This is a genomic window from Nonomuraea sp. NPDC004702 (genome assembly GCF_053601695.1).
Genome location: NZ_JBSGCE010000025.1, coordinates 75,367 through 95,676 on the forward strand (window position 1 = coordinate 75,367; position 20,310 = coordinate 95,676).

Annotated in this window: 14 protein-coding genes; 1 reads left to right on the forward strand and 13 read right to left on the reverse strand. The window is 73.4% G+C overall.

Features of this window, described 5'->3' with window-relative positions:
• Positions 1–412: 412 nt before the first annotated feature.
• From ACWEJ6_RS28360 to ACWEJ6_RS28370, 3 genes are all read right to left on the reverse strand, one after another.
• Positions 413–1,072: a hypothetical protein gene (locus ACWEJ6_RS28360; protein ID WP_452427558.1), complete on the reverse strand. Its 660-nt coding sequence runs from the start codon at positions 1,070–1,072 to the stop codon at positions 413–415.
• Positions 1,073–1,345: 273 nt separating this feature from the next.
• Positions 1,346–2,359: a hemolysin family protein gene (locus tag ACWEJ6_RS28365; protein WP_452427560.1), complete on the reverse strand. Its 1,014-nt coding sequence runs from the start codon at positions 2,357–2,359 to the stop codon at positions 1,346–1,348.
• Positions 2,356–3,702, reverse strand: coding sequence for a hemolysin family protein (locus ACWEJ6_RS28370; RefSeq protein ID WP_452427562.1), 1,347 nt, complete (start codon positions 3,700–3,702; stop codon positions 2,356–2,358). The genes ACWEJ6_RS28365 and ACWEJ6_RS28370 overlap by 4 nt, the downstream gene beginning before the upstream one ends.
• Positions 3,703–4,021: 319 nt before the next feature.
• Here ACWEJ6_RS28370 and ACWEJ6_RS28375 point away from each other — a divergent pair, with 319 nt between their 5' ends.
• Positions 4,022–4,840: an ion transporter gene (locus tag ACWEJ6_RS28375; protein ID WP_452427563.1), complete on the forward strand. Its 819-nt coding sequence runs from the start codon at positions 4,022–4,024 to the stop codon at positions 4,838–4,840.
• Positions 4,841–5,038: 198 nt separating this feature from the next.
• Here the strand turns inward: ACWEJ6_RS28375 and mgtA are convergent, their stop codons facing one another.
• The 10 genes from mgtA to ACWEJ6_RS28425 all read right to left on the reverse strand — a co-directional run bounded on the left by mgtA (position 5,039) and on the right by ACWEJ6_RS28425 (position 20,242).
• Positions 5,039–7,507, reverse strand: a complete 2,469-nt coding sequence (gene mgtA / locus ACWEJ6_RS28380; protein WP_452427565.1) for a magnesium-translocating P-type ATPase — start codon at positions 7,505–7,507, stop codon at positions 5,039–5,041.
• The gene (locus ACWEJ6_RS28385; RefSeq protein WP_352359749.1) at positions 7,491–7,838 is read right to left on the reverse strand and encodes an ArsR/SmtB family transcription factor; all 348 of its coding nucleotides are present in this window, start codon (positions 7,836–7,838) and stop codon (positions 7,491–7,493) included. Before ACWEJ6_RS28385 ends, mgtA begins: the two co-directional genes overlap by 17 nt.
• A 69-nt stretch (positions 7,839–7,907) precedes the next feature.
• Positions 7,908–8,138, reverse strand: coding sequence for a twin-arginine translocase TatA/TatE family subunit (locus tag ACWEJ6_RS28390; protein WP_452427568.1), 231 nt, complete (start codon positions 8,136–8,138; stop codon positions 7,908–7,910).
• A 123-nt stretch (positions 8,139–8,261) separates the two neighbouring features.
• Positions 8,262–8,648, reverse strand: a complete 387-nt coding sequence (locus ACWEJ6_RS28395) for a metalloregulator ArsR/SmtB family transcription factor (protein WP_452427570.1) — start codon at positions 8,646–8,648, stop codon at positions 8,262–8,264.
• Positions 8,649–8,752: 104 nt separating this feature from the next.
• Positions 8,753–10,177: an FAD-dependent oxidoreductase gene (locus ACWEJ6_RS28400; protein ID WP_452427572.1), complete on the reverse strand. Its 1,425-nt coding sequence runs from the start codon at positions 10,175–10,177 to the stop codon at positions 8,753–8,755.
• A gap of 156 nt (positions 10,178–10,333) precedes the next feature.
• A complete protein-coding gene (locus ACWEJ6_RS28405) occupies positions 10,334–12,298 on the reverse strand; it encodes a hypothetical protein (protein WP_452427574.1) in 1,965 nt (654 codons plus the stop codon).
• Entirely contained in the window at positions 12,295–13,416 is a 1,122-nt protein-coding gene (locus ACWEJ6_RS28410; RefSeq protein WP_452427576.1) for a VWA domain-containing protein, read from the reverse strand. Before ACWEJ6_RS28410 ends, ACWEJ6_RS28405 begins: the two co-directional genes overlap by 4 nt.
• On the reverse strand, positions 13,413–15,638 hold the full coding sequence (locus ACWEJ6_RS28415) for a DUF5682 family protein (RefSeq protein WP_452427578.1): 2,226 nt from the start codon (positions 15,636–15,638) through the stop codon (positions 13,413–13,415). Before ACWEJ6_RS28415 ends, ACWEJ6_RS28410 begins: the two co-directional genes overlap by 4 nt.
• Before the next feature lie 24 nt (positions 15,639–15,662).
• Positions 15,663–16,739: an ATP-binding protein gene (locus ACWEJ6_RS28420; protein ID WP_452427580.1), complete on the reverse strand. Its 1,077-nt coding sequence runs from the start codon at positions 16,737–16,739 to the stop codon at positions 15,663–15,665.
• Complete coding sequence (locus ACWEJ6_RS28425) at positions 16,736–20,242, reverse strand: WGR and DUF4132 domain-containing protein (RefSeq protein WP_452427582.1); 3,507 nt, start codon at positions 20,240–20,242, stop codon at positions 16,736–16,738. Before ACWEJ6_RS28425 ends, ACWEJ6_RS28420 begins: the two co-directional genes overlap by 4 nt.
• Positions 20,243–20,310 lie beyond the last annotated feature (68 nt).

The following is a 20,310-nucleotide window of genomic DNA, read 5'->3' on the forward strand; positions in this document are numbered from 1 at the left end:
ATCCGATGCGCCACTACAGTCGGTTACTGAATCTTGTCGCCGACAACTGACGCTCTTCTGTCGCTCAACACGGTCGCAGCTTCGGCGCGACGTCGCGCGGTTCGGGCGGACCGGCAGCCTTGGCGACGGCTTTCGCTCCCGATGTGCGGCCGAGCCGCTTGTGCTCTTGCACCATGAGCGTGATCGCGACTCCCGCGGAGTGGAGCTCGCGGGCCGCACCTGTCCGGCAGGCTCGGGGCCAGCGGACCGGCGGGGCGGCCACGCCTGCGCTGCGAGAAGCACTCTCCACCTGGTTCGGCCCCAGCTGACCTCCCCTCCGGCCTGCGGCCCGTCCTGGCGGGAGAGTTTGCACGGAGAGAGCCCCCGGCCCTCTCGCAGTTCGAGGGGGCCGGGGGCTCGCGGCGGTGCTCGTTCAGGCGGAGGGGGTCAGCTTCACGTAGCTGACCTCGACGTTCAGATAGGTGGCGGCGCCGTAGTCATGGCCACGGATGGCCAGGAGGTTGCAGCGCTCCAGGTGCCTGGCGGGTAGGACGACGTTGATGGCGCCCGCGGCGCAGCGGCCGCTCCTGACGGTCTGGACGAGGCGGCCGTTGAAGTAGACCCGCGCATCGTTGTCGATCGTTCCCTGGATGCGGACCAGTCGTGCGTTGCGCGGGATGTGCACCCAGTGGCGTACCAGGATGTCGGTGTTCACCGCCCAGGACGTCTTGACGTTGGTGGAATTGTTCCACGCGCAGGTGCCGTTGGTGGTGCCGAATCCTTCTTGCCCGCTCGCCCAGTCGCTGTCGTCGAACTCCGGCTCGTAGAAACGCGGGGCGTTGGCCCCGGACGGCACCTGGAGGTATTTCCAGTCGGTGCTGTTGTAGCCGAGTACGGTGACGACATTTTGCCGCGTTGCGGCCCGGGAGGCGGACGCCGACGCCGGAGCGGGCAGGGCCACGGTGGCCAGCAGCGAGCCGGCCGCGAGGCCGGCGGGAAGGAAACGCAGCAGTTTCTTGAACATGGCGATCTTCCTCCGTCGATTGTGCGAAATGTCGATTCTGCAGCCGCCGAAAGCGACATGTCTATCCATGTCGCAATTCTGCCGCCTAGCATCCCGGCCGGAATGGGTAAATCGAATCATAATTTGAGCACACACCGACAGGTAAGGCAATGGCAAAGAAAGGCCGACGAGAGGAGACGGGCGCATTCATAAACAAAGAGGAATTTCCCGATATGCCGAATATGAGCGCCTACTCCGCAGACACAGCCGTCCGGTGGCACGGGCCGGTCGATGGCCGACATCGGCGTCCCGGCCGGCCGGGAGCCGGGGCACCGCACCGAACGAACTGCGCCGAACGAGTGGTCAGGCGGGCACCAGGAGGGTGGTGAGCAGGTCGTCCAGGGTGACGAGGCCGATGACCGCGCCGGCGTCGTCGCGGATCAGGGCGATCTGGCTGTGCGCGGCCCGCAGCCGGGCGACCGCGTCGGCGACCGAGGTCTCCCGAGGCAGGTCCGGCACGCGGTAGGCGAGCTGGGCGGCGGTGGTGGCGGTGCCGCGCCGGCGGGCCAGGTAGGCGTCGCGCAGGTGCACGACCCCGCTCGGCCCGGCGTCGGACCACACGATCAGCCGGGTGAGCCCGGACCGGTTGCAGGCGTCGATGACGTCCTGGGCGGCGGCGGTGGCGGGGACGCCGACGATCTGCTCGGCCGGCGTGATCAGCGCGGTGATGCCGGACTGCGGCGCCCGCAGGGCCTGGCTGAGCACGACGTGGTCGTCCGGCTCGATCAGGCCGAGCCGGCGTGACTCCTCCACCAGGTGCCGAAGCTGGTCGGGGGTGCGCGCCTTGGCGCCCGCCTCGTCCGGACGGACGCCGAACAGCCGCAGCAGCCCGTTGGTGACGGCGTTCAACGCGCTGATCAGCGGACGGACCAGCAGGGTGAAGCCGCGGAACGGCAGCGCGAGCAGGGTGGCCGAGCGCTCGGGGTGGGCGATGGCCCAGGACTTGGGCGCCATCTCGCCGAGCACCATGTGCAGGAACGTCACGACCGCCAGCGCGATGACGAACGCCACCGCGTGCGCGGCGGCCTCGGGCAGGCCGACGGCGTCGAAGAGCGGGACGAGGGTGCCGGCGATCAGCGGTTCGGACACCACGCCGAGCCCGAGCGAGCACAGCGTGATGCCGAGCTGCGCGCCGGCCAGCATGAGCGACAGCTCCTTGATCCCCGACAGGGCGGCGGAGGCGGCCTTGCTCCCCTGCGCGGCGGCCTTCTCCAGACGGTGCCGCTTGGCCGCGACCAGGGCGAACTCAGCGGCGACGAAGAAGCCGTTGCCGATCAGCAGCAGCAGGGTGAGCAGCAGCCCGACGGACAGGTTCATGACTGCTCCTGCGATTCGTCGCGGTAGGGGGTCAGGCGGACGCGGTCGGGCACGTGCCGGTCCAGCGTCAGCACCTCGATGCGGGCGTGCGTGGGGGCATGGGGGTCGAGGGTGGCGGGCAGGTCGGCGGTGATGACGTCGCCGGGGACGGCGAAGCGGCCCAGCCGGTGCAGGATGAGCCCGGCCAGGGTGTCGTACTCGTCCTCGTCGGGCAGGTTCAGGTCCGTCTCCAGAGCGATCTCGTCGATGCGCAGGGCGGCGTCCAGTTCCCAGCCGTCGCCCTGGCGCACTGCCCGGGGGGTGTCGGCGTCGTTCTCGTCGGCGATCTCGCCGACCAGTTCCTCGGCGACGTCCTCCCAGGTGACCAGTCCGGCCAGGCCGCCGTGCTCGTCCACCACGCAGGCCACTTCCTCGCCGCGCGTGTGCATCTGGGCCACCAGGTCCGGCAGGCTGATCGAGAAGGGCACGATCAGCACGTCGCGGGCGAGGTCGGCGACGCGGGTGGTGGCGGCCTTCTCGACCGGGACGGCGGCCAGGTCGCCCAGGCTGACCAGGCCGATCACCTCGTCCAGGGTGGCGCCGAGCACCGGGTAGTGGGTGTGGCCGTGGGCGGCGACGATCTCGTCCAGGTCGGGCACGGTGGCCGCGCCGGTCACGGCGACCACCTCCACGCGCGGCACCATCACTTCCTCGGCGGTGTGGTCGGAGAAGGCCAGGGCCCGTTCGAGCACGTCGGCGTGGCTGCCGGGCAGGTGGCCGTGGGCCTCGGACTCGCCGATGATGTGGCCCAGCTCCTCCAGGGTGGCGCCGTGGTGCAGTTCCTCGACCGGCTCGATGCCGACGGCGCGCAGCAGTCTGTTGGCGGCGGTGTCGAACAGCTTGACGACCGGTCCGGCGATGGCCAGGTAGACCAGGGTGGAGCCGGCCAGGGCGCGAGCCAGCGGCTCCGGACGGGCCAGCGCCAGGTTCTTGGGCGCCAGCTCGCCCAGCACCATCTGGATCACGGTGGCCAGCGCGAACCCGATGCCGAGCGCGATGCCGCCGATCGCCGCCTGCGGCACCCCGGCCGCCTCCAGCGCGGGGGCGATCAGCTCGGCCAGCGCGGGCCTGGCGATGAAGCCCACGATCAGCGCGGTGACGGTGATGCCGAGCTGCGCGCCGGACAACATGAACGACAGCCGTTCCATCACCTTGACCGCCTTGGCCGCCTTCTTGTCACCGGCGGCGGCCTGCTGGGACAGGGCGAGCCGGTCGGCGCTGACGTAGGCGAACTCCTGGGCGACGAAGTAGCCGGTGGCGAGGGTGAGCAGGACGATGGCCACCAGGCCGAGGGCGACACTCATCGCGGCTGTGCACCCCGCAGACGAAGGCCGTACCTGAGGCTGGGGCTACTGCTCGGGTCCGCTGACACGGACACCACCACCGATCCTTCCCGTTTCGTGTTCTCCGCCGCAGCGCGTCGGCTGCGGCTTCCTGGTCCGGACGTTACCGACCCCGGACAGGCCGGTCCTGACCGGGGCGTCTTCTCCCAGGTCAACGCATATGGACGAGCGTAGGTGCCGGATGTGATCCGCGTCTCAGCCGGGTTCGGTTGCATGGGGAGCCTCTCCTCGCCTCTACCATGATCAGCGATTTGTGATCTTCACTGTGAGGAGCGATCCAGTGTCGTCCGGGCAAGAACGCGTGCGGGCCGTGCTCGAACACCGGCTCACCCAGCGGGCCGTCATCGGCGTCATCGTGCTCAACGCGGCCACGATCGGCTGCGAGACCAGCGCCTACCTGATGGACCGGGCCGGTGGTCTCCTGCACGCCGTCGACCGGATCGCGCTGGCCGTCTTCACCGTGGAGATCGCCGCCCGGCTGTTCGCCTACCGCCGCGCGTTCTTCGCCGACCCGTGGAACTGGTTCGACACGGTCATCGTGGCGATCGCGCTCGTCCCGGCCTCCGGCCCGGCCTCGGTGCTGCGCGCGCTGCGCATCCTGAGGGCGCTGCGCCTGGTCTCGGCGGTGCCCAGCATGCGCCGCGTGGTCAGCGCGTTGTTGTCGGCGGTGCCCGGGATGGCCTCCATCATCGGCCTGCTCGTCCTGATGATCTACATCGCCGGGGTGATCGCGACCAAGCTGTTCGGCGAGATCATGCCCGAACGGTTCGACGAACTGCCCCGCTCGCTGTTCACCCTGTTCCAGATCATGACCGGCGACGACTGGGGCAACGTCGCCCAGGCGGTCATGGAGCACAAGCCGTGGGCGTGGGTCTTCTTCATCGCCTACATCCTGATGTCCACCTTCGTGGCGCTGAACCTGTTCATCGCGGTGGTGGTCAACGCCATGAACGACGCCGAGCCGTCCCCGGCGGAAGCGCGGACCCAGGCCGAGCTGGCGGAGGTGAGGCAGCAGCTGGCGGCGGTGAACGCCAAACTCGACCAGCTGCTGCTGTCGCGTGAGGCGGTCACGACCGACGGCCGCGCCGACGCGAACTGACCAGGCTTCTGTGGCGATCGAAGGAGGCGACGAGCCCGCCTGACGGAACACGGCTCAGTCGACCCAGGCCCACAGGCAGAGGTCGAGCATGCACACCAGCGCCCACACGACGAGCGCGGCGACTCGTTGACGCTCCCCTGCGCGCATGTGTTCGCCCCAGCGGTTCGACGGCCATGACAGTTGCTACATTGCGCAACTCTACAACCTTCTGCGGCGGTTGAGGACGGCCAGCGCCCCGCCGTACAGAACGGCCACGAGCACCAGCCACAGACAGCTCGTGACGGGCAGGGCGGTCAGGCCGACGGGACCGGCCAGCGGCGAGAGCGGCAGCAGTAACCCGATCGCCGCGAGCGAGCCCGTGGCCAGCCACAACGGCGGGGAGACCGGGGCGACGGGCCGCAGGAGCAGCATGATGACGGCCTGGGTGAGCAGGTTCTCGATGAACCAGCCCGTGTGGAAGGAGCGCTCGTCGCCCGCGCCGACGACCTGGGTCAGGACGGTGAAGGTGGCCAGGTCCGCGACGGCGTTGAGCGCCCCGAAACGGGCGATGAACCCGAGGATGCCACGCGGGCGCAGCCCGAACGGCCCCCGCAGGACGGCCGGCGCGGCCCGGTCGAAGGCGAAGGCGAGCTGGGCGACGTCGAAGCAGACGTTCTGCAGGAGCACCTGGACCGGCAACATCGGCAGGAACGGCAGCGCCAGCCCGGCCGCCAGCATCGCGATCACGTTCCCGAGATTGGACGACAGCGCGATGCGCAGATAGGTGACGATGTTGCCGGTGCTGCGCCGTCCGGCGACGATCGCCTGGTCGATCGCCGACAGGTCCTTGCCGGCCAGCACGACGTCGGCGGCCTCGCGGGTGACGTCCACGGCGGCGCGCGGGCAGATGCCGACGTCGGCGGCGCGCATGGCGGGCGAGTCGTTGACGCCGTCGCCGAGGAAGCCGACCGTGTGCCCGGCCTCGCGCAGCGCCCGTACGACGCGGGCCTTGTCGTCCGGGGTGCAGCGGGCGATCACCGTGGCCCGTTCGGCGGACGCGGCGGTGAGGTCGGCCGCCTCGATCACCGCCCCCACGTCGAGGCCCAGCTCCCGGCACGTACGGGCGGCGGTGGCCGGGTGGTCGCCGGTCAGCACCTTCAGGGTGATGCCCCTGCGGGCCAGCAGCGCCAGCGCGGCGGCGGCGTCCGGCCTCGGCTCGTCGACGAGGGTGAGGAAGCCGGCGAGCGTCAGCCCGCCCTCCGCGCCGGGACGGCCGGCGGAGCGGTCGGTCACGGCGACCGCGAGCACCCGCGCACCGGCCTCGGCCAGGGCTCGGGCGACCTCGCCGGCCCGCAGCCGCGCACCCGGGCCCATCGCGCACCGGTCGAGCACCGCCTCCACGGCGCCCTTGACCACGACGACGTCCGCGCCGCCGTCGCGGACCACCGCGCGGGACAGGCGCCGGGCGGGGTCGAAGGGGGTGGCCTCCAGCCCCTCGGTGTCGCCCAGGTCGGGCGCGCACTCCAGGATCGCCTCGTCGAGCGGGTCGGGGATCGGCGGATCGGTCAGGTGCAGTGTCCAGAAGCTGTTGACGGCCGCCCAGCGCAGCACCTCGGGATCCGGCTTGCCGTCAGGGCCGACGGATCCGCTGAGCACGGGCCGGTCGCGGGTCAGGGTGCCGGTCTTGTCCATGCACAGGACGTCGATCGCCCCCACGTCGTGCAGCGCGGGCAGCCGCTTGACGATCACGCCCTGGCGGGCCAGCAGCGCCGCTCCACGGGCGAGCGCAGTGGTCACCACGACCGGCAGCATCTCGGGCGTCAGCCCCACGGCCACCGCCACCGCGAACGGCAGCGCCTCCAGTCCCCTGTCGCGCAGGACGGCGCCGGCCACCAGAGCCACGGGCGGGACGACCAGCATGAGCCGGACCAGGATCCAGGAGATGCCGTTCACCGACTGGTCGAAGGCCGAACGTCCGCGCGCCGGAGCATCGTGGGCGCCGGCGAACAGGGTGCCGCCGCCGGTGGCCGTCACCACGGCGAGCGCGCTGCCGGAGGCCACGCTGCTGCCCTGCCAGCACAGGTGGTCGTCGCCGTCGGGCAGGTCACGCGCCCGCTTGGGCACGGGCGCCGACTCTCCGGTCAGCGGCGCCTGATGGACGGTCAGGCCGGCGGCCCGCAGCAGCCGCACGTCGGCGGGGACCAGGTCGCCGGGCCCCAGCTTGAGCACGTCACCGGGGACGAGCTGGTCGACGGGGATCTCCCGCTCCCGCGGCTCGCCTCCCTCGTGGGCGCGCCGTCGCACGGTGGCCGTGGTGGCCACGAGCTCGCGCAGGGCCGCGGTCGAGCGGTCGGCCCGGAACTCCCCGTTGGAGCGCAGCAGGCAACTCGCCACGACCAGCAGGACGATGACGCCCGCCGTGCCCCAGGAGGTGATCGCGGCGGCGACGAGGCCCAGTGCGAGCAGCGTCATGGTGAACGGGTCACGCAGGCTGCGAGCCAGGCGGCGCGGCCAGGACACCGGCCGCCGGCCGGGGATCGTGTTCTCGCCGTGTTCCAGCAGGCGGGCCTCGGCCTGCTCCTCCGTCAGGCCGCGTGGCCCGGTGTCCAGCAGGCGCAGGGTCTGGAGCTGGCTCAGCGGGGCCGGACCGGAGCCGGGCGTGGTCGGCGCGTCAGGCGCCCAGACCATGGACGCGTCCTCCGGAGGCGCCGGCCCGTTGCGAGAGCCGTCCGACGAGCCCGCGCACGGTGGCCACGACGTCCTCGTCGTCGATCAGGTAGACGACCCTGCGGCCCTCCCGGCGGGAGCGGACCAGGCCGGCCAGCTTCAGCTTGGCCAGGTGCTGGCTGATCGCCGGCAGCGCGCCACCCACCCGCTCGGCCAGCCCGGACACGTCGCACTCGCCCTGCGCCAGCGCCCACACGATGTGCAGCCTGGGCGGCGAGGCCAGCAGCGCGAAGGCGGCCGCGGCCTCGGCCAGCACTTCGGCGGGCGGATCAGGGGTCTTTGCGCCGGCCACCTTCACTCCTTTTTCGGACAGGTGCCAAGTCTAGGCGCGCGGCGCGGCGGCTCCCGAGCGTCGCACCTGTTACCGGGCGTCCTGTCGCGCGCCGGCCCGCAACCTGGCCGCCTGCTCCTCCAGACGCCGGGCCTGCTCCTCCAGCGAGGCGACCGGCTCGTCCGTCCTGGTGGTCTCGGCCTTGAAGATCCGCAACGAACGGCCGACCGCGCGGGCCGTGTCGGGCAGCCGCTTGGCGCCGAACAGGAACATGAAGACGAGGGCGATGATCAGGATCTCCGCCCAACCGAGGTCGGCCATGGTGTCATCCCTACTGAGCAGGCGTTCTGTCAACTTCAGACTGCATTAAAGTTGCTCAGATGCGCAAGTCAGACATTGTCCTGCAAGGGGCTTCCGACGCTCGACTGAACGCGGCCGCGCCGGTCATACGGTGAGGAGTTCCACGTCCGCCGGGCCGTTCTGCGCCTTGGCGGGGGCGGCGAGCGGCGCGAACAGCGCGCCCAGCCTGTTCACCACCTCGGGGATGATCCGGTAGTAGACCCAGGTGCCGCGGCGTTCGCCGTCGATCAGCCCGGCGGTGCGCAGCACCTTCAGGTGGTGGGAGATGGTGGGGGCGGTCAGGTCGAAGACGCCGGTCAGGTCGCACACGCACGCCTCGCCGCCGGGGTGGGAGCCGATCAGCGACAGCAGGCGCAGCCGTACCGGGTCGGCGACGGCCTTGAGCAGGGTGGCCAGTTCGGCGGCGTCGGCCTCGCCGAGCGGCTCGCGGGCGATCGGCGCACAGCACTGGGCGGTGGCGGGGGCGGCCATGGCGTGACTCCTTAATTCGATGCCGGTCTAAATCATAGGCGGTGGCAGGCGACCGGCGCGAACGCGGAGACGGCACACGCCACGGCCGTGGCGCGGCGTCCCGCTCAGCCGCAGCAGCCGCCGGACTCGGCACCGGCGCCGGCCGGGGCACTGACGGTGGCGAGCGGGAGCGGGGCCGACAGCAGGCCGCCGCCGATGCCCGTGGCCAGGCCGGCCCGCCGCTCCTGGTCCTCGGCCGGGCTGGACGAGCACACCCCGGTCTCGGGCAGGTCGAGCCGCACGTCGCGGGCCGCCCGCCAGTCGCCGGCCAGCGCGGCGACGACGGAGCGGGCCTGCTCGTACCCGGTGGCGAGCAGGAAGGTGGGAGCGCGGCCGTAGCTCTTGACGCCGATGGCGTAGTAGCCGGGCTCGGGGTGGGCCAGCTCGTCGACGCCGTGTGGCGGGACGGTGCCGCAGGAGTGCTGGTTGGGGTCGATGAGCGGAGCCAGGGCACGGGTGGAGCCGAGCACCGGGTCCAGGTCGAGACGCAGTTCCGTGGCGATGGAGTGGTCGGGGCGGTAGCCGGTCGCGCTGACGATCCGGTCCACGGTGATCGACTGCTCGGCGCCGGAGGGGGCGCGGCTGGTCACTTCGACGCCGTCGCCGGTGGCGCGTACCTGGTGCGTGAAGAAGCCGGTCAGCAACGTGATGCGACCGGAGGCGACGTGGGCGCGCAGGCGGGTGCCGAGCGCGCCGCGGGCCGGGAGGGCGTCGGCGTCGCCGCCGCCGTAGGCGCGGCCGGCGTCGCCCGCGCGGATGGCCCAGGTGATCGGGGTGTCGTCCAGCTGGGCCAGGGCGAGCAGCGTGGTGGCGGCCGAGTGGCCCGCGCCGACGACCAGGACGCGCCTGCCCTCGTAGCGGTCGCGGTCGGCGCCGAGGACGTCGGGCAGGGCGTGGTCGACGGGCACGTCGTCCTCGCCGTGGGCGGGCAGGCCGGCGGCGCCCAGCACGTTCGGCGTGGTCCAGGTTCCGGAGGCGTCGATGATCGCGCCTGCCCGCAGTTCGCCGCCGTCGGCCAGGCGGATCAGGAAGGGGGCCTGCTCGCGGCCCGCCGTGCGCACCCGGTCGTGGCCGAGGCGGCTGATGGCGGTCACTCGCGCGTTCGTGCGCACCCGGTCGCCGAGCAGCTCGGCCAGCGGGGCGAGGTAGCCGGCGACGATCTCGGCGCCGGTCGGCAGCCGTTCGGGGTCGGGCGCGGTCCAGCCGTCGGCCTCCAGCAGGCGGCGGGCGGCGGCGTCGATGTCGTACTTCCAGGGGCTGAACACCCGTACGTGCCCCCACTGCGCGATCGAGGCGGCGACCCGATCACCGGCCTCCAGCACCAGGAAGTCGATGCCGCGCTCGGTCAGGTGCGCGGCGGCGGCCAGGCCGACGGGGCCCGCGCCGATCACGACCACGGGCAGGTCGTCCCGCCACCCTGAGGTGGCCTGCCGAGGGGCCGTGAGCTGCTCGATCGCGATCGCGGCGGGGCCGCAGCAACTGTCGCTCATGACTGTTCCGCCCGCTCGACGGACGGGCGGCGGCTGAACAGAGCGCGCATCACGCGACCTCCTGAATAGAAGTTTGTCTAAGCAGGGGTCATCATGTGCCACTGTTTCGACAGAAGTCAAATCAGCAACCCGTGCGCGGCGATGCCGCGGATCGGGTCAGGTCAGTTCCAGGGCCACCTCCAGGCGCAGGTAGGCGTCGACCCAGGTCTGCTCGGCCGCATCGCCCGAGTCCTGGGACCGCGCCGCCGCGAACGCCGTGACGGCCCGCGCGATGCGGTGGAGCCCGAGCGCGGTCAGCCGCCGCGCGGCGGTGCCGAGCCGGGCGTCGTAGGTCGGCGGCAGGTGGGACAGGCCGTGGTGGGCCGCTTCCGCGAGCAGCCCGCGCGTGTCGATCAGCACGGCGGTCAGCGGGTCGTGCCGGATGTCCTCCGCGGCCGCCGGCCGGCCGCCGCCTCCGGCGGGCAGCAGGTCGGGCACGACGACCCGGCCGCCGGCGGCCAGGCCGATGGGGTCGATGACGACGCCGCCCGCGGTACGGCCGGCCACTCCGCTGACGAAACGCAGCTCGCCTTCCTCCCCGGCGAGCACGGCGGCCAGCGAGTCGAGGCGGCCGGGGGCGGCGCCGGTGTGGGTGGCGGTGACAGTGGCGAGGTTGCCCGCCTGGTCGGCGATGAGGGCGTCGAGGCGCTGGTCGCCGGGGGCATAGGTCATGGCCACCACCTCGGAGACGGCGACGACGCGGACCAGCTCCGCCTCGACGCGCGGACGGACGGGCCGGAGCGTGAGGGCGTCGAGTTCGCGGCCGAGCGCGGCGAGGTCGGTCACCACCAGGGACGGCGAGAGCTCACCCCAGTCGCCTCGCGACGGGCTGACCGTCGTCCTGGCGATCCGCCCGGTCGCCAGCCGCACGGTACGGCTGGCGCTGCGGACGGCGGATTCCGTGACGAGGTTGCCGGTGGCCAGGGCGGCCAGCGTGGAGCCGGCGACGCGTCGCCGTGCCAGGGCGGCGCCGTCGCCGTCGCCTCCGTCCCGTTCGCCGTCCCATTCGCGGCGGAGTACCAGGACCATCGCGCTGTCGCCGTGGGCCAGGTAGATCTCGGCGATCCGCCGGTCGCCGAGGCTGCGGATCCGGCAGCCCAGGCTGTCCAGGCGGGCCCGGCGCAACGGGGTCTCGGCGGCCTCGGCGGTGCCCAGCACGCTGCTGCGGAGGGTGGCGTCGGGGCGGGTCACGGCCCGGTGCCGGGCGTGCAGCTCGGCGAGGTGGCTCGCGAGCAGCTCGGGACGGTAGTGGGCGCCGCGGTCGCGGTAGGCGGCCAGTTGCTCGGCGAGGTCGCCGACGGCCAGCAGCGGCCAGCGCGATCCGGCGGCGTCCAGATGGCGCTGTACGTCGGCGATGGTGGCCGCCAGTCCCTGACCGAGGTGCGCCGCGCCTTCGCGCAGGACCGTGCCGGCCAGCCCCAGGGCCCGCTCCAGCCCGGATCCGGCGCCGGTCCCGGCTTCGCCGCCGACGTCGACCCGTGCCTCCGGCGTCCCGGGATGCAGCTCGTCGGCCACCCGGAACGCCCACACGGCGAGGGCGATGACGTCGTCGCGGCTGCCCGCGACGGCGTCGGTGTGCACGAAGCCGAGGTCGCCGGGGATCAGGAAACGCACGGTCGCGGTGGCGAGCTCGACCTGCGGCGCGGGGTCGGCGGCGGTGGCGCGGCGCACGCGGGCGGTGTAACCGGCCCGTTCGGTACGGCGGGCGGCGGCCATCAGGCGGGCGCCGATCCTGGCGGTCAGCTCGTCGTCGCTCACCTGCCCCGGCGACCAGGCGGGGGGTTCCGGATCGGAGCCCTCACCCTGCGCATGTTCGACGGTCGCGGCGTGCCGGTGCTGGTACGCCAGCACCACCCCGACGACATGCCGGCAGACCCCGGTGGCGCCGCACGTGCAGCGGGCCGCGTCGAGGCCGCCGGGTGGCAGGCTCGCGGTCGGCCCGCCCGCGAAGTCGCCGTGCACGGTCCCGTCGGTGTCGGTACGCAGGTCCGGCGCGGCTTCCTTGCCCGCCCGCTTGACCAGGCCGCGGTTGGTGAGCGCGGCGAGGGAGTCGGTGGTGAGCCCGAGCAGATCCGTTCTCATCGGCCCACGTGCTCCGCGACGAAGGACGCCAGCTCGCCGGGGGTCATCGCGCCCACGTACGCCCCGGCGTCGGCCAGGCGTTGCGCGAGCTCCCGGTCGTAGTCGGGGTTGGCCTGCTCGTCGAGGGCGGCCAGGCCGAGGACCTTGCTGCCCTGCTCGACCAGGTCACGCACGATGCGTACCAGCCGGTGACGATCGCCGCCCTCGTAGAAGTCGGAGATCAGCACGACGACGGCCCGCCGCGGCTGGTCCACCAGCCCGGCGCCGTACGCGGCCGCGCGGGCGATGTCGGTGCCGCCGCCGAGCTGGACCTTCATGAGCAGTTCCACGGGATCGTCCACGTCGGAGGTCAGGTCCACCACGTCGGTGTCGAAGGCGACCAGGTGGGTGCGCACGCCGGGCAGGCCCCACAGGCAGGCCGCGGTGACCGCCGAGTGGATCACCGAGTCCGTCATCGAGCCGGACTGGTCGACGAGCAGGATCACCTGCCACTGTTCGAGGTGGCGGCGGGTGCGGGAGAAGAACAGCGGGGTCTCGATCACGACCTTGCCGGTGTCGGGCTGGTAGCGGCCGAGGTTGGCGCGCAGGGTCCGGACCATGTCGAAGTTGCGGGCCTGCCGCAGCCGGCCCGGCCGGCGCGCCCTCGTGCCCGAGAAGGCGCTGCGCACCTCGGTGGCGAGCTTGTCCATGAGCTGCCGGACGACCTGCTCCACGATGCGCCTGGCCAGCCGCAACACCTGCGGGTTCATCAGGTGCTTGGTGTGCAGGACCGCCTTGAGCAGCGCGGGGTTGGGCTCGATGCGGGCGAGCACGTCGGGGTCGGTGACGAGGTCGTGGATCTCGTAGCGTTCGACGGCGTCGCGTTGCAGGCGTTCGACGGTCTCCTTGGGGAACAGGCGGGTGATGTCGTCGAGCCAGTCGAACGTGGTCAGGTTCGACGGGCCGCTTCCGGCCTGCCGCCGTACGCCGCGCCTGCGCAGTTCTTCGTCGCGGCCGTACAGCCAGTCCATGGCGGCGTCGCGGCCGGCGGCCGCCTCGTCGAGCCGCCCGCCGCCGAGGCAGGCGCCGCCGGCCTCGCCGAGCAGCAGCCGCCACCGTACGAGGGTGGGGTCGGTCATGGCGTGATCAGTCCCTCCCGGCGCAGTGCCGCATCGACTCGTTCGTCCAGTGCCATGCCTGCGGCCACCAGTTCCGGCGCCGCCTCCAGCCGCATCAGGTCCCACGCGGACGCGCCCGCGCCGGAGCGCAGTTCGACCAGGCGGGTGGCGATGAGGTGCCGCTCGCGGGGCGGGAAGTAGCCGAACGCCTGGCGCAGCGCCGGCAGGGCCACCAGGAAGTCGTGGTCGCTCATCGCCGCGACCAGCTCGTCGAGCAGCTCCAGCATGCCGCCGGTGTGCAGGACCTCCTCGCGGGCGAGCGCGAACAGCCCGGCCAGCCAGTCGCCGGCCGACGCGGGGACGAACGCGCCGCGTACCGCCCGCGCGGGGTCCGCGGCGGCGGCGCCGCGCAGTGACCAGCCCAGCCCGAGCGCCGCCCCGCGCAGGTCGGGCGGCACGTCCTGGCAGGCCGCGACGCGGTCGGCGACGCCCAGCGCCGCGTCCAGGTCCAGGCCCAGCGGCGGCCCGGCATGCCTGAGCGCGTCGCGGACGGCGGCCATGGCGCCGATGCGCTGCGGATCGGCGGGGACCGGCCCGCCGCGCACGCCCTCGGCCAGCCACAACACCCGGAGGGCGGCGGCCCGGACCACGGTCCCCAAGGTGGTGCTGCCGCTGGTGGCGAACAGCTCGTCGTGGCGCCACATCGCCAGGGCGACGGTGAGCGTGCGGCCCAGCGAGCCCAGGTCGGCCGCCGCGGCGATCGCCCGCGCGAGGTCGTCGAGCACCTGCCCCGCCAGCTCGCCGATGCCGCACAGCGCGGCGTCGAACAGCACGTCGGCCAGCCGGTCCAGGTCGGCGCCCCTGATCCGCTCGGCGAGCACGGAGGCCGCCGCCGCCTGCGGGTCCACGCCGTACCCGCCTGCCTCGATCAGGGCGGGCAGGCGGGCGTCGGTCTCGGTCAACGTCCACTGTTCGACCAGCTCGGCGCCGCCCGCGGGGCGGGGTCCCGCGGTGCGGACGACGCCCGGGATGCCCAGCACGCGCAGCCTGTGCAGGAAGCGGCTGCGCGTGCGGCCGGCTTGCCCGCCGAGGTCGAGCCGTTCGTCGCCGGGGCCGCCCAGCTCGGCGAGCACCGCGTGGACCAGCGGCGGCAGCGGGGTCGAGGGGTGCAGGCGGCCTGTCCGGTCACCGCTGAGCGCCGCGATCATCTCCACGACGACCGGGTGGTGGCCCGCCTGGAGGGGCCCGCGGGACGCCCAGGGCAGCGGGACCTCGATCGCCTCGCCGACCAGCGCGGTGGCCAGGCCGTCGAGCACGTCGACGCGGGCCGGACGCGGGTGGCCGCGCAGCAGCGCGATCCCGTCGGCGGTGGCGCGCGCGGCGATCAGATCGGCGGTGGAGACCTGCTGACGCCGGGCGCGCAGCCGGGCCGTCACCGCCTCGACGAGCCTGCGGGCGGCTCCGTCGGGGCCGTGCTCCCACAGGTCCTGGTAGTAGCCGGGCGACGGCATGCCCGACTGGTAGCCGTCGAAGGCGTCCAGCCGGCGGAACGAGTACGGCACCAGGTAGCTGCCGACCGCCGCCCCCTCCGGCGGCCGCGGCACCTCCGGCCAGCTCCGGTCGCCCTGCTCGGCCAGCCGGATCAGCGCGGGACGGTGGAAGCCGCCCGTGACCACGACCACCGGCCGCTCGCCCGCGTCGCCGGCGGCCGCCCGGATCCACTGCGCCATGTACGCCTCGCGGGCCGTGTCGCCAGGATCGGCCCCGGTGTCGCCGCGTACGAGGTCGAAGTAGGTGGCCAGCCGTTCGGCCAGCCCGTCGGCCGGTTCGATCTCGAACAGGTGGTCCCACAACGCGTCCATGTTGTCCACGGCGAAGGCGCGGCAGAGCCGCCGGGTCGCCTCGGCGTAGCGGGCCTCGGCGTCGGCGTACCGGTTGCTGACGTCGGCCAGCGCGGGATGCCAGGCGGGCAGGTCGATGAAGCGCAGCTCGGCGCCGGCCGCGCGGCCCGCGGTCAGCGCCGCCCACTCCGGGGAGTAGTCGCACAGCGGCGTCCATGAACCGTGGCGCCGCTCGTGGTCGCGGTAGCCGGTGTGGACGGCGATCGGCAGCTCATGGCCGAGCAGGAGCTCGTCCATCCGGTCGTTCATCTCCGCCGGGCCTTCGACCAGCACGTACGCGGGACGTACGGAACGGATGGTGTCGGCGACCAGCCGGGCGCAGGCGGGACTGTGGTGCCGCACGCCGAGGAAGATGACCGCCATCGGTCAGCCCGGCAGCAGGTGGCGGGCCTCGTACAGGGCCTGCCACTGGTCGCCGTGCCGCCTGCGCTCCAGGTACCTGCGGAGCTTGGCCAGGTCCTCCGGGTTGTCCTTGGCGGCCGTGCCGGCGAGGCAGGAGACCAGGTCGGCGGCGGTGCCCGGCTCGCGGCGCAGGAACCAGCCGCGCACCCCGACGGCATGGGCGACCGAGACCGCCTCCGCGGTGCTCATCACCCCCGACAGCCGGTCGGTGGCGTCGCCGCGCGCGGTGTGCCCCTGGCGCAGGTCGCGGAAGGTGGTGACCAGGACCTCCAGCACGTCGCGGCGCGGCGGCGCGGTGACGCCCGAGCGTTCGAGCAGCGCCACCGCCTCCGCCTCCACCAACGCCAGCTCGGTGTCGAAGTCGGCGATCGGGAAGACGGCCTCGAAGTTGAAGCGGCGCCTGAGCGCGGCGCTCATCTCGTTGACGCCGCGGTCGCGGGTGTTGGCCGTGGCCAGGATGGCGAACCCCTCCTGGGCGAACACCATCGACTCGGGCCCGCTCAGCTCCGGTACGGCGAGCACCCGGTCCGACAGCGGTGACAGCAGGCAGTCCTGCACCTCCAGCGGGCACCTGGTGATCTCCTCGAAGCGCACCACCTTGCCCTCGGCCATGCCGCGCAGCAGCGGCGCGGGCACCAGCGACCGGGTGGAGGGGCCCTCGGCGACCAGCAGCGCGTAGTTCCAGGAGTATTTGATCTGGTCTTCGGTGGTGGCCGCGCCGCCCTGGATGGTGAGCGTCGAAGTGCCGCTGACGGCCGCGGCGAGCAGTTCGGACAGCAGCGACTTCGCCGTGCCGGGCTCGCCCACCAGCATCAGCCCGCGGTTGGTCGCGAGCGTCACCAGGGACCGGTCGATCAGCGAGGGATCGCCCACGAACTTGCGGCTGATGCCCAGCTTCTCGTCCCCGAGGACGAACCGGCGGGCGGCCCGCAGGCTGAGCGCCCAGCCGGGCGGCCGGTCGTCGGTGTCGTGCTCCCGCAGCCTGGCCAGCTCGCCGGCGTAGCGGATCTCGGCCGGGGGCCGCTGGGCGTGTCCGTTCATCGGGTGATGTCCCTGAGGTCTCGGAGGATCTCGGAGGTGGTGATCGGATCGAGGCCGTCGAGCCCCAGCCCGACCAGGGTCTGCTCGTCGGCGAGGTCGAGATAGCCGATCGCGATGCCCGGATCGAGGCCGATCGTGATGGTCCTGCCGCCGGGCACGTCCCGCTCGATCCAGCCCTGCCAGCCGGCGTCCTGAGGCGTGCCGCGCCGCCAGCCGCGCCGCTCCAGGCCGATCACCGCGCCGGTGGGGATCCTGGCGGCCTCGATCTCGGCCACCAGCGCCGGATCCAGCTCGTAGGTCTCCCTGCCCAGCTGCGGGAACGGCTGCAGGATCTCGTAGTCGGCGAACACCTCGGACCAGGCGGCCAGGTCCTCCCCCAGTTCCAGGGGGTGCGCCACGCCTACGAGGGCGTCTTCGGGCAACGTCAGCGTGTCGTCCGCGACGTCGGCGAAGCTGCGGTCCTCGGCCACGCGCAGGGTGCCCGTGAGCCGGCCCGACGGATCGTACAGGCCCCACACGAGCCGCCGGACGATGTGCCGGAGCAGCGGGTGGCCGACGAACAGCCGGCCGAAGTCGCCGGCGCTCCAGCGACGCCGGTTCACCATGGCCTGCTCCAGGCGGCGGATGGCGTCCCCGGCCACCGAGCGCACGTCCTTCTTCAGCCCGGCGAAGCGCCGGTAGGCGGCGGTCGCGAGCTCCTGATCGTCGTTGGCGCCCGGCTTGGGCAGGTTCTTCAGCCGTTTGCCCGACGCGTCGGCCACGTACGGCCTGAGCTGCTCGTCGAAGCCCACCACGAACCGCCTGCGGCCGTAGTCGAGGGTCAGGCTGCCGTCGTCGGACAGGCCGAAGTCGGGCACCAGCCGGTCGGCCAGCTCCTGCGGCCTCAGGCCGAGCTCGGCGGCGACCTCGTCCATCTTCTGCTTGGCCCGGTTCTTCAGCCCGCCGAACTTGACCTTCTCGGCGATGCCGTGCAGGTGCATCAGCGCCACCTCGGAGCCGATGGAGGCCAGCAGGTCCAGACCGGCGACCGCGCGCGCGTGCCCGCCCTCGCCCGGCCAGGTCCTGATCAGCGGGGTCAGCCGCCGAACGGTCTCGTCGTCGCCGAGCAACGCCTGCGCGTCCATCACCCAGCTCTCCTTGGACGGGTAGCCGGCCGCCTGCCAGCACTGGAACAGCGCCCAGGCGAAGTCGGCGAGGCTGCGGCCGTCGCAGGCCTGCTTGACCACGGCGAGACCGGCGTACGGGTCGCCCGGCTTGGAGATCGCCAGCATCGTCATCACGTGGCGGGCCGCCTCGGGGGGCAGCGCGCCCGCGTCGCCGCGCAGCTGGATCGGGGTCGTGATCGCGACCTCCGTCCACTCGGGCAGCACCGGCATCCTGGCGGGCAGCACGTCGAGCGGGTCGGCCACGAGCAGGTCGGCGATGGCGGCCCCGGCGGCGGGCCCGTACCCTGCGGCGGCCTCGGCCACGGTGTCGCGGTGGCCGCCCGCGACCAGCGCCGCCAGCGCCTGCTCGGCCCGGAGCCGGGCCACGCCGGGCTTGCCGAGAGCCGCCGGGACCAGCGCCCTGGCGGCCGCCGCGGGGTGACGGTTCAGCCAGGCCAGCGCGGTGGCGCGGACCGACTTCAGCCGGGCCAGCCAGTCGGCCATCAGCACGGCGACCTCCGGCGCCGCGAACGGCAGCAGCGACGCGGCGACCGAGCTGGGGCCGCGCCGGGCACTGTCGACCACCATGGGCAGCGCCGCCGTCCCGAACCTGGCCACCACCATCGGCATCCAGTCGCCCGCCCCCCACAGGTCGCCAGGGCGCCACTTCCCGATCAGCGGCGCGGCCAGTTCCTCGGGCCCGGCGGTGAACAGGGCGACCTCGTCGGACCAGTGGGCGCCCCGGCCCTCGGCGATCCCGCGGGCGACGTCCTTCCAGCTCCGGCGCCAGGACCGGCCCCAGGCATTCTCCGCCCGGGAGGAACGCCAGTTGTCCTGCTCGCCCGGCGCCCACAGGAGGGCCGGTTCGTCGGTGCACGCCAGGCCGTCGACCACGACGACCTTGCGCGCCTTGCGCGGGCGGGTCCAGGGCGGGCTGACCAGCACCTCGGGCAGCGCCTCCGGCGCAGCGGCGACGGCGCCGGCGGTCGCGATCCTGTCGAGACGCTCGGCGGCGGCGCCGTCGCCGAGGCCGGCGCGCACCTCGTCCACCAGGTCGGGACGGGCCGCCACCTGGGTGCGCAGCAGCAGGTCGACGACCTTGCCGCCGGACTCGGCCAGCATCCGCATCGCGCGGCGGGGGAAGCGGGAGGCCGCGCGCAGGAAGGCCGGCTGGGTGTACTTCTGCTCGACGCGGTCGAGGATCGCCCGCATGGCCGTGTCGTACGGCAGGTCGGCGAGCACGTGCAGCAGCCGCTTGCGGCTGTCCGCGCCGTAGGCGTGGTCCACCCAGACGGCCAGCAGCGGCACGGCCGCCTCGCCCATGCCGTCGACGACCGTGGCCGGCAGGGCGAAGGAGTCCCCCATGTAGGGGCCACGCACATGGTCCGCGATCAGCTCGGCGTGCTCCGGCGTGCTGATGGCGGCGATCAGGCGGACGGCGAGAGCCGGGAGGACCCGGCTCACCTCGGCGCAGTCGGCCGCGACCCACCCGGTCTGGGTGGGCGCCAGGTAGGAGGCGGCCACGCGCTGGTGGAGCCCGCCCGCGCGGCTCACCGCCAGCGCCGCGACGACCTCGGCGTACTCGGCGTCGGACGCGGCGGCCAGCGCGGCGCGCACCCGGGCGTCGATCTGCTCGCCGGAGGCCCAGCCGTACCACTGGTCGGAGGCCTCGCCGTCGACCAGCCGGCGGACCATCCAGGTGCCCCCGTCGTGGACGTAGTCCAGCGAGGCGAGCTCGGTCACGGCCACCGCCGCGAACACCAGGCCGCGTTCGGCCAGCCAGGTCTCGGGGAACAGGGACAACAGCTCGCGCTCGTTCCATGGCAGGGCCGCGGCCATCGCCTTGGCGACCACCGCCGCGCCCAGCGGTGTGCCGGCGGGCTCCCCCGCCAGGTACGCCGCGCCCGCGGCCGCGAGTTCCGGATCCGGGCACTTCGCCACCATGTCGGCGAGCACCTTCCCGCGTCGGCCCAGCTCGGCGGCCAGTTTCTGCGGCGCGCTCGGATCCGGCCGCCGCACCGGGGCCTTCGCTCCACCTCGCCGGGGGTGGAGAGCGCGCAACCAGGCGGGCGGCAACGCCAGCCGGTCCTCGTCCTCGACGCCTCCGGCGGCCGCGGGTGAAGCCGCCTGCGGCGAGGCGGCCATTTGCTCCTCCGCGTAGCCCTTGCGTATCTTCTCCGCCGCCAGCTTGTCGGCGGCGGCAGTGGCGGCGGCGGCCGAGCCGAACGACTTGACCTGCGTCTGACCGGCCGCGCCCAGCCGTCCGTACCGGATGTGCAGCTCCGCGCCGTCCTGGCGCACCTCCCAGAACTTGGCCGAACTTCCGCCGACGAACGTCAGCGTGCGCTCCACGCTCATGCCGATACCTCCACGCCGCATCCCGTCGTCCTCTTGATCGACAGCGGCGAGTATGGCGGGCACGACCG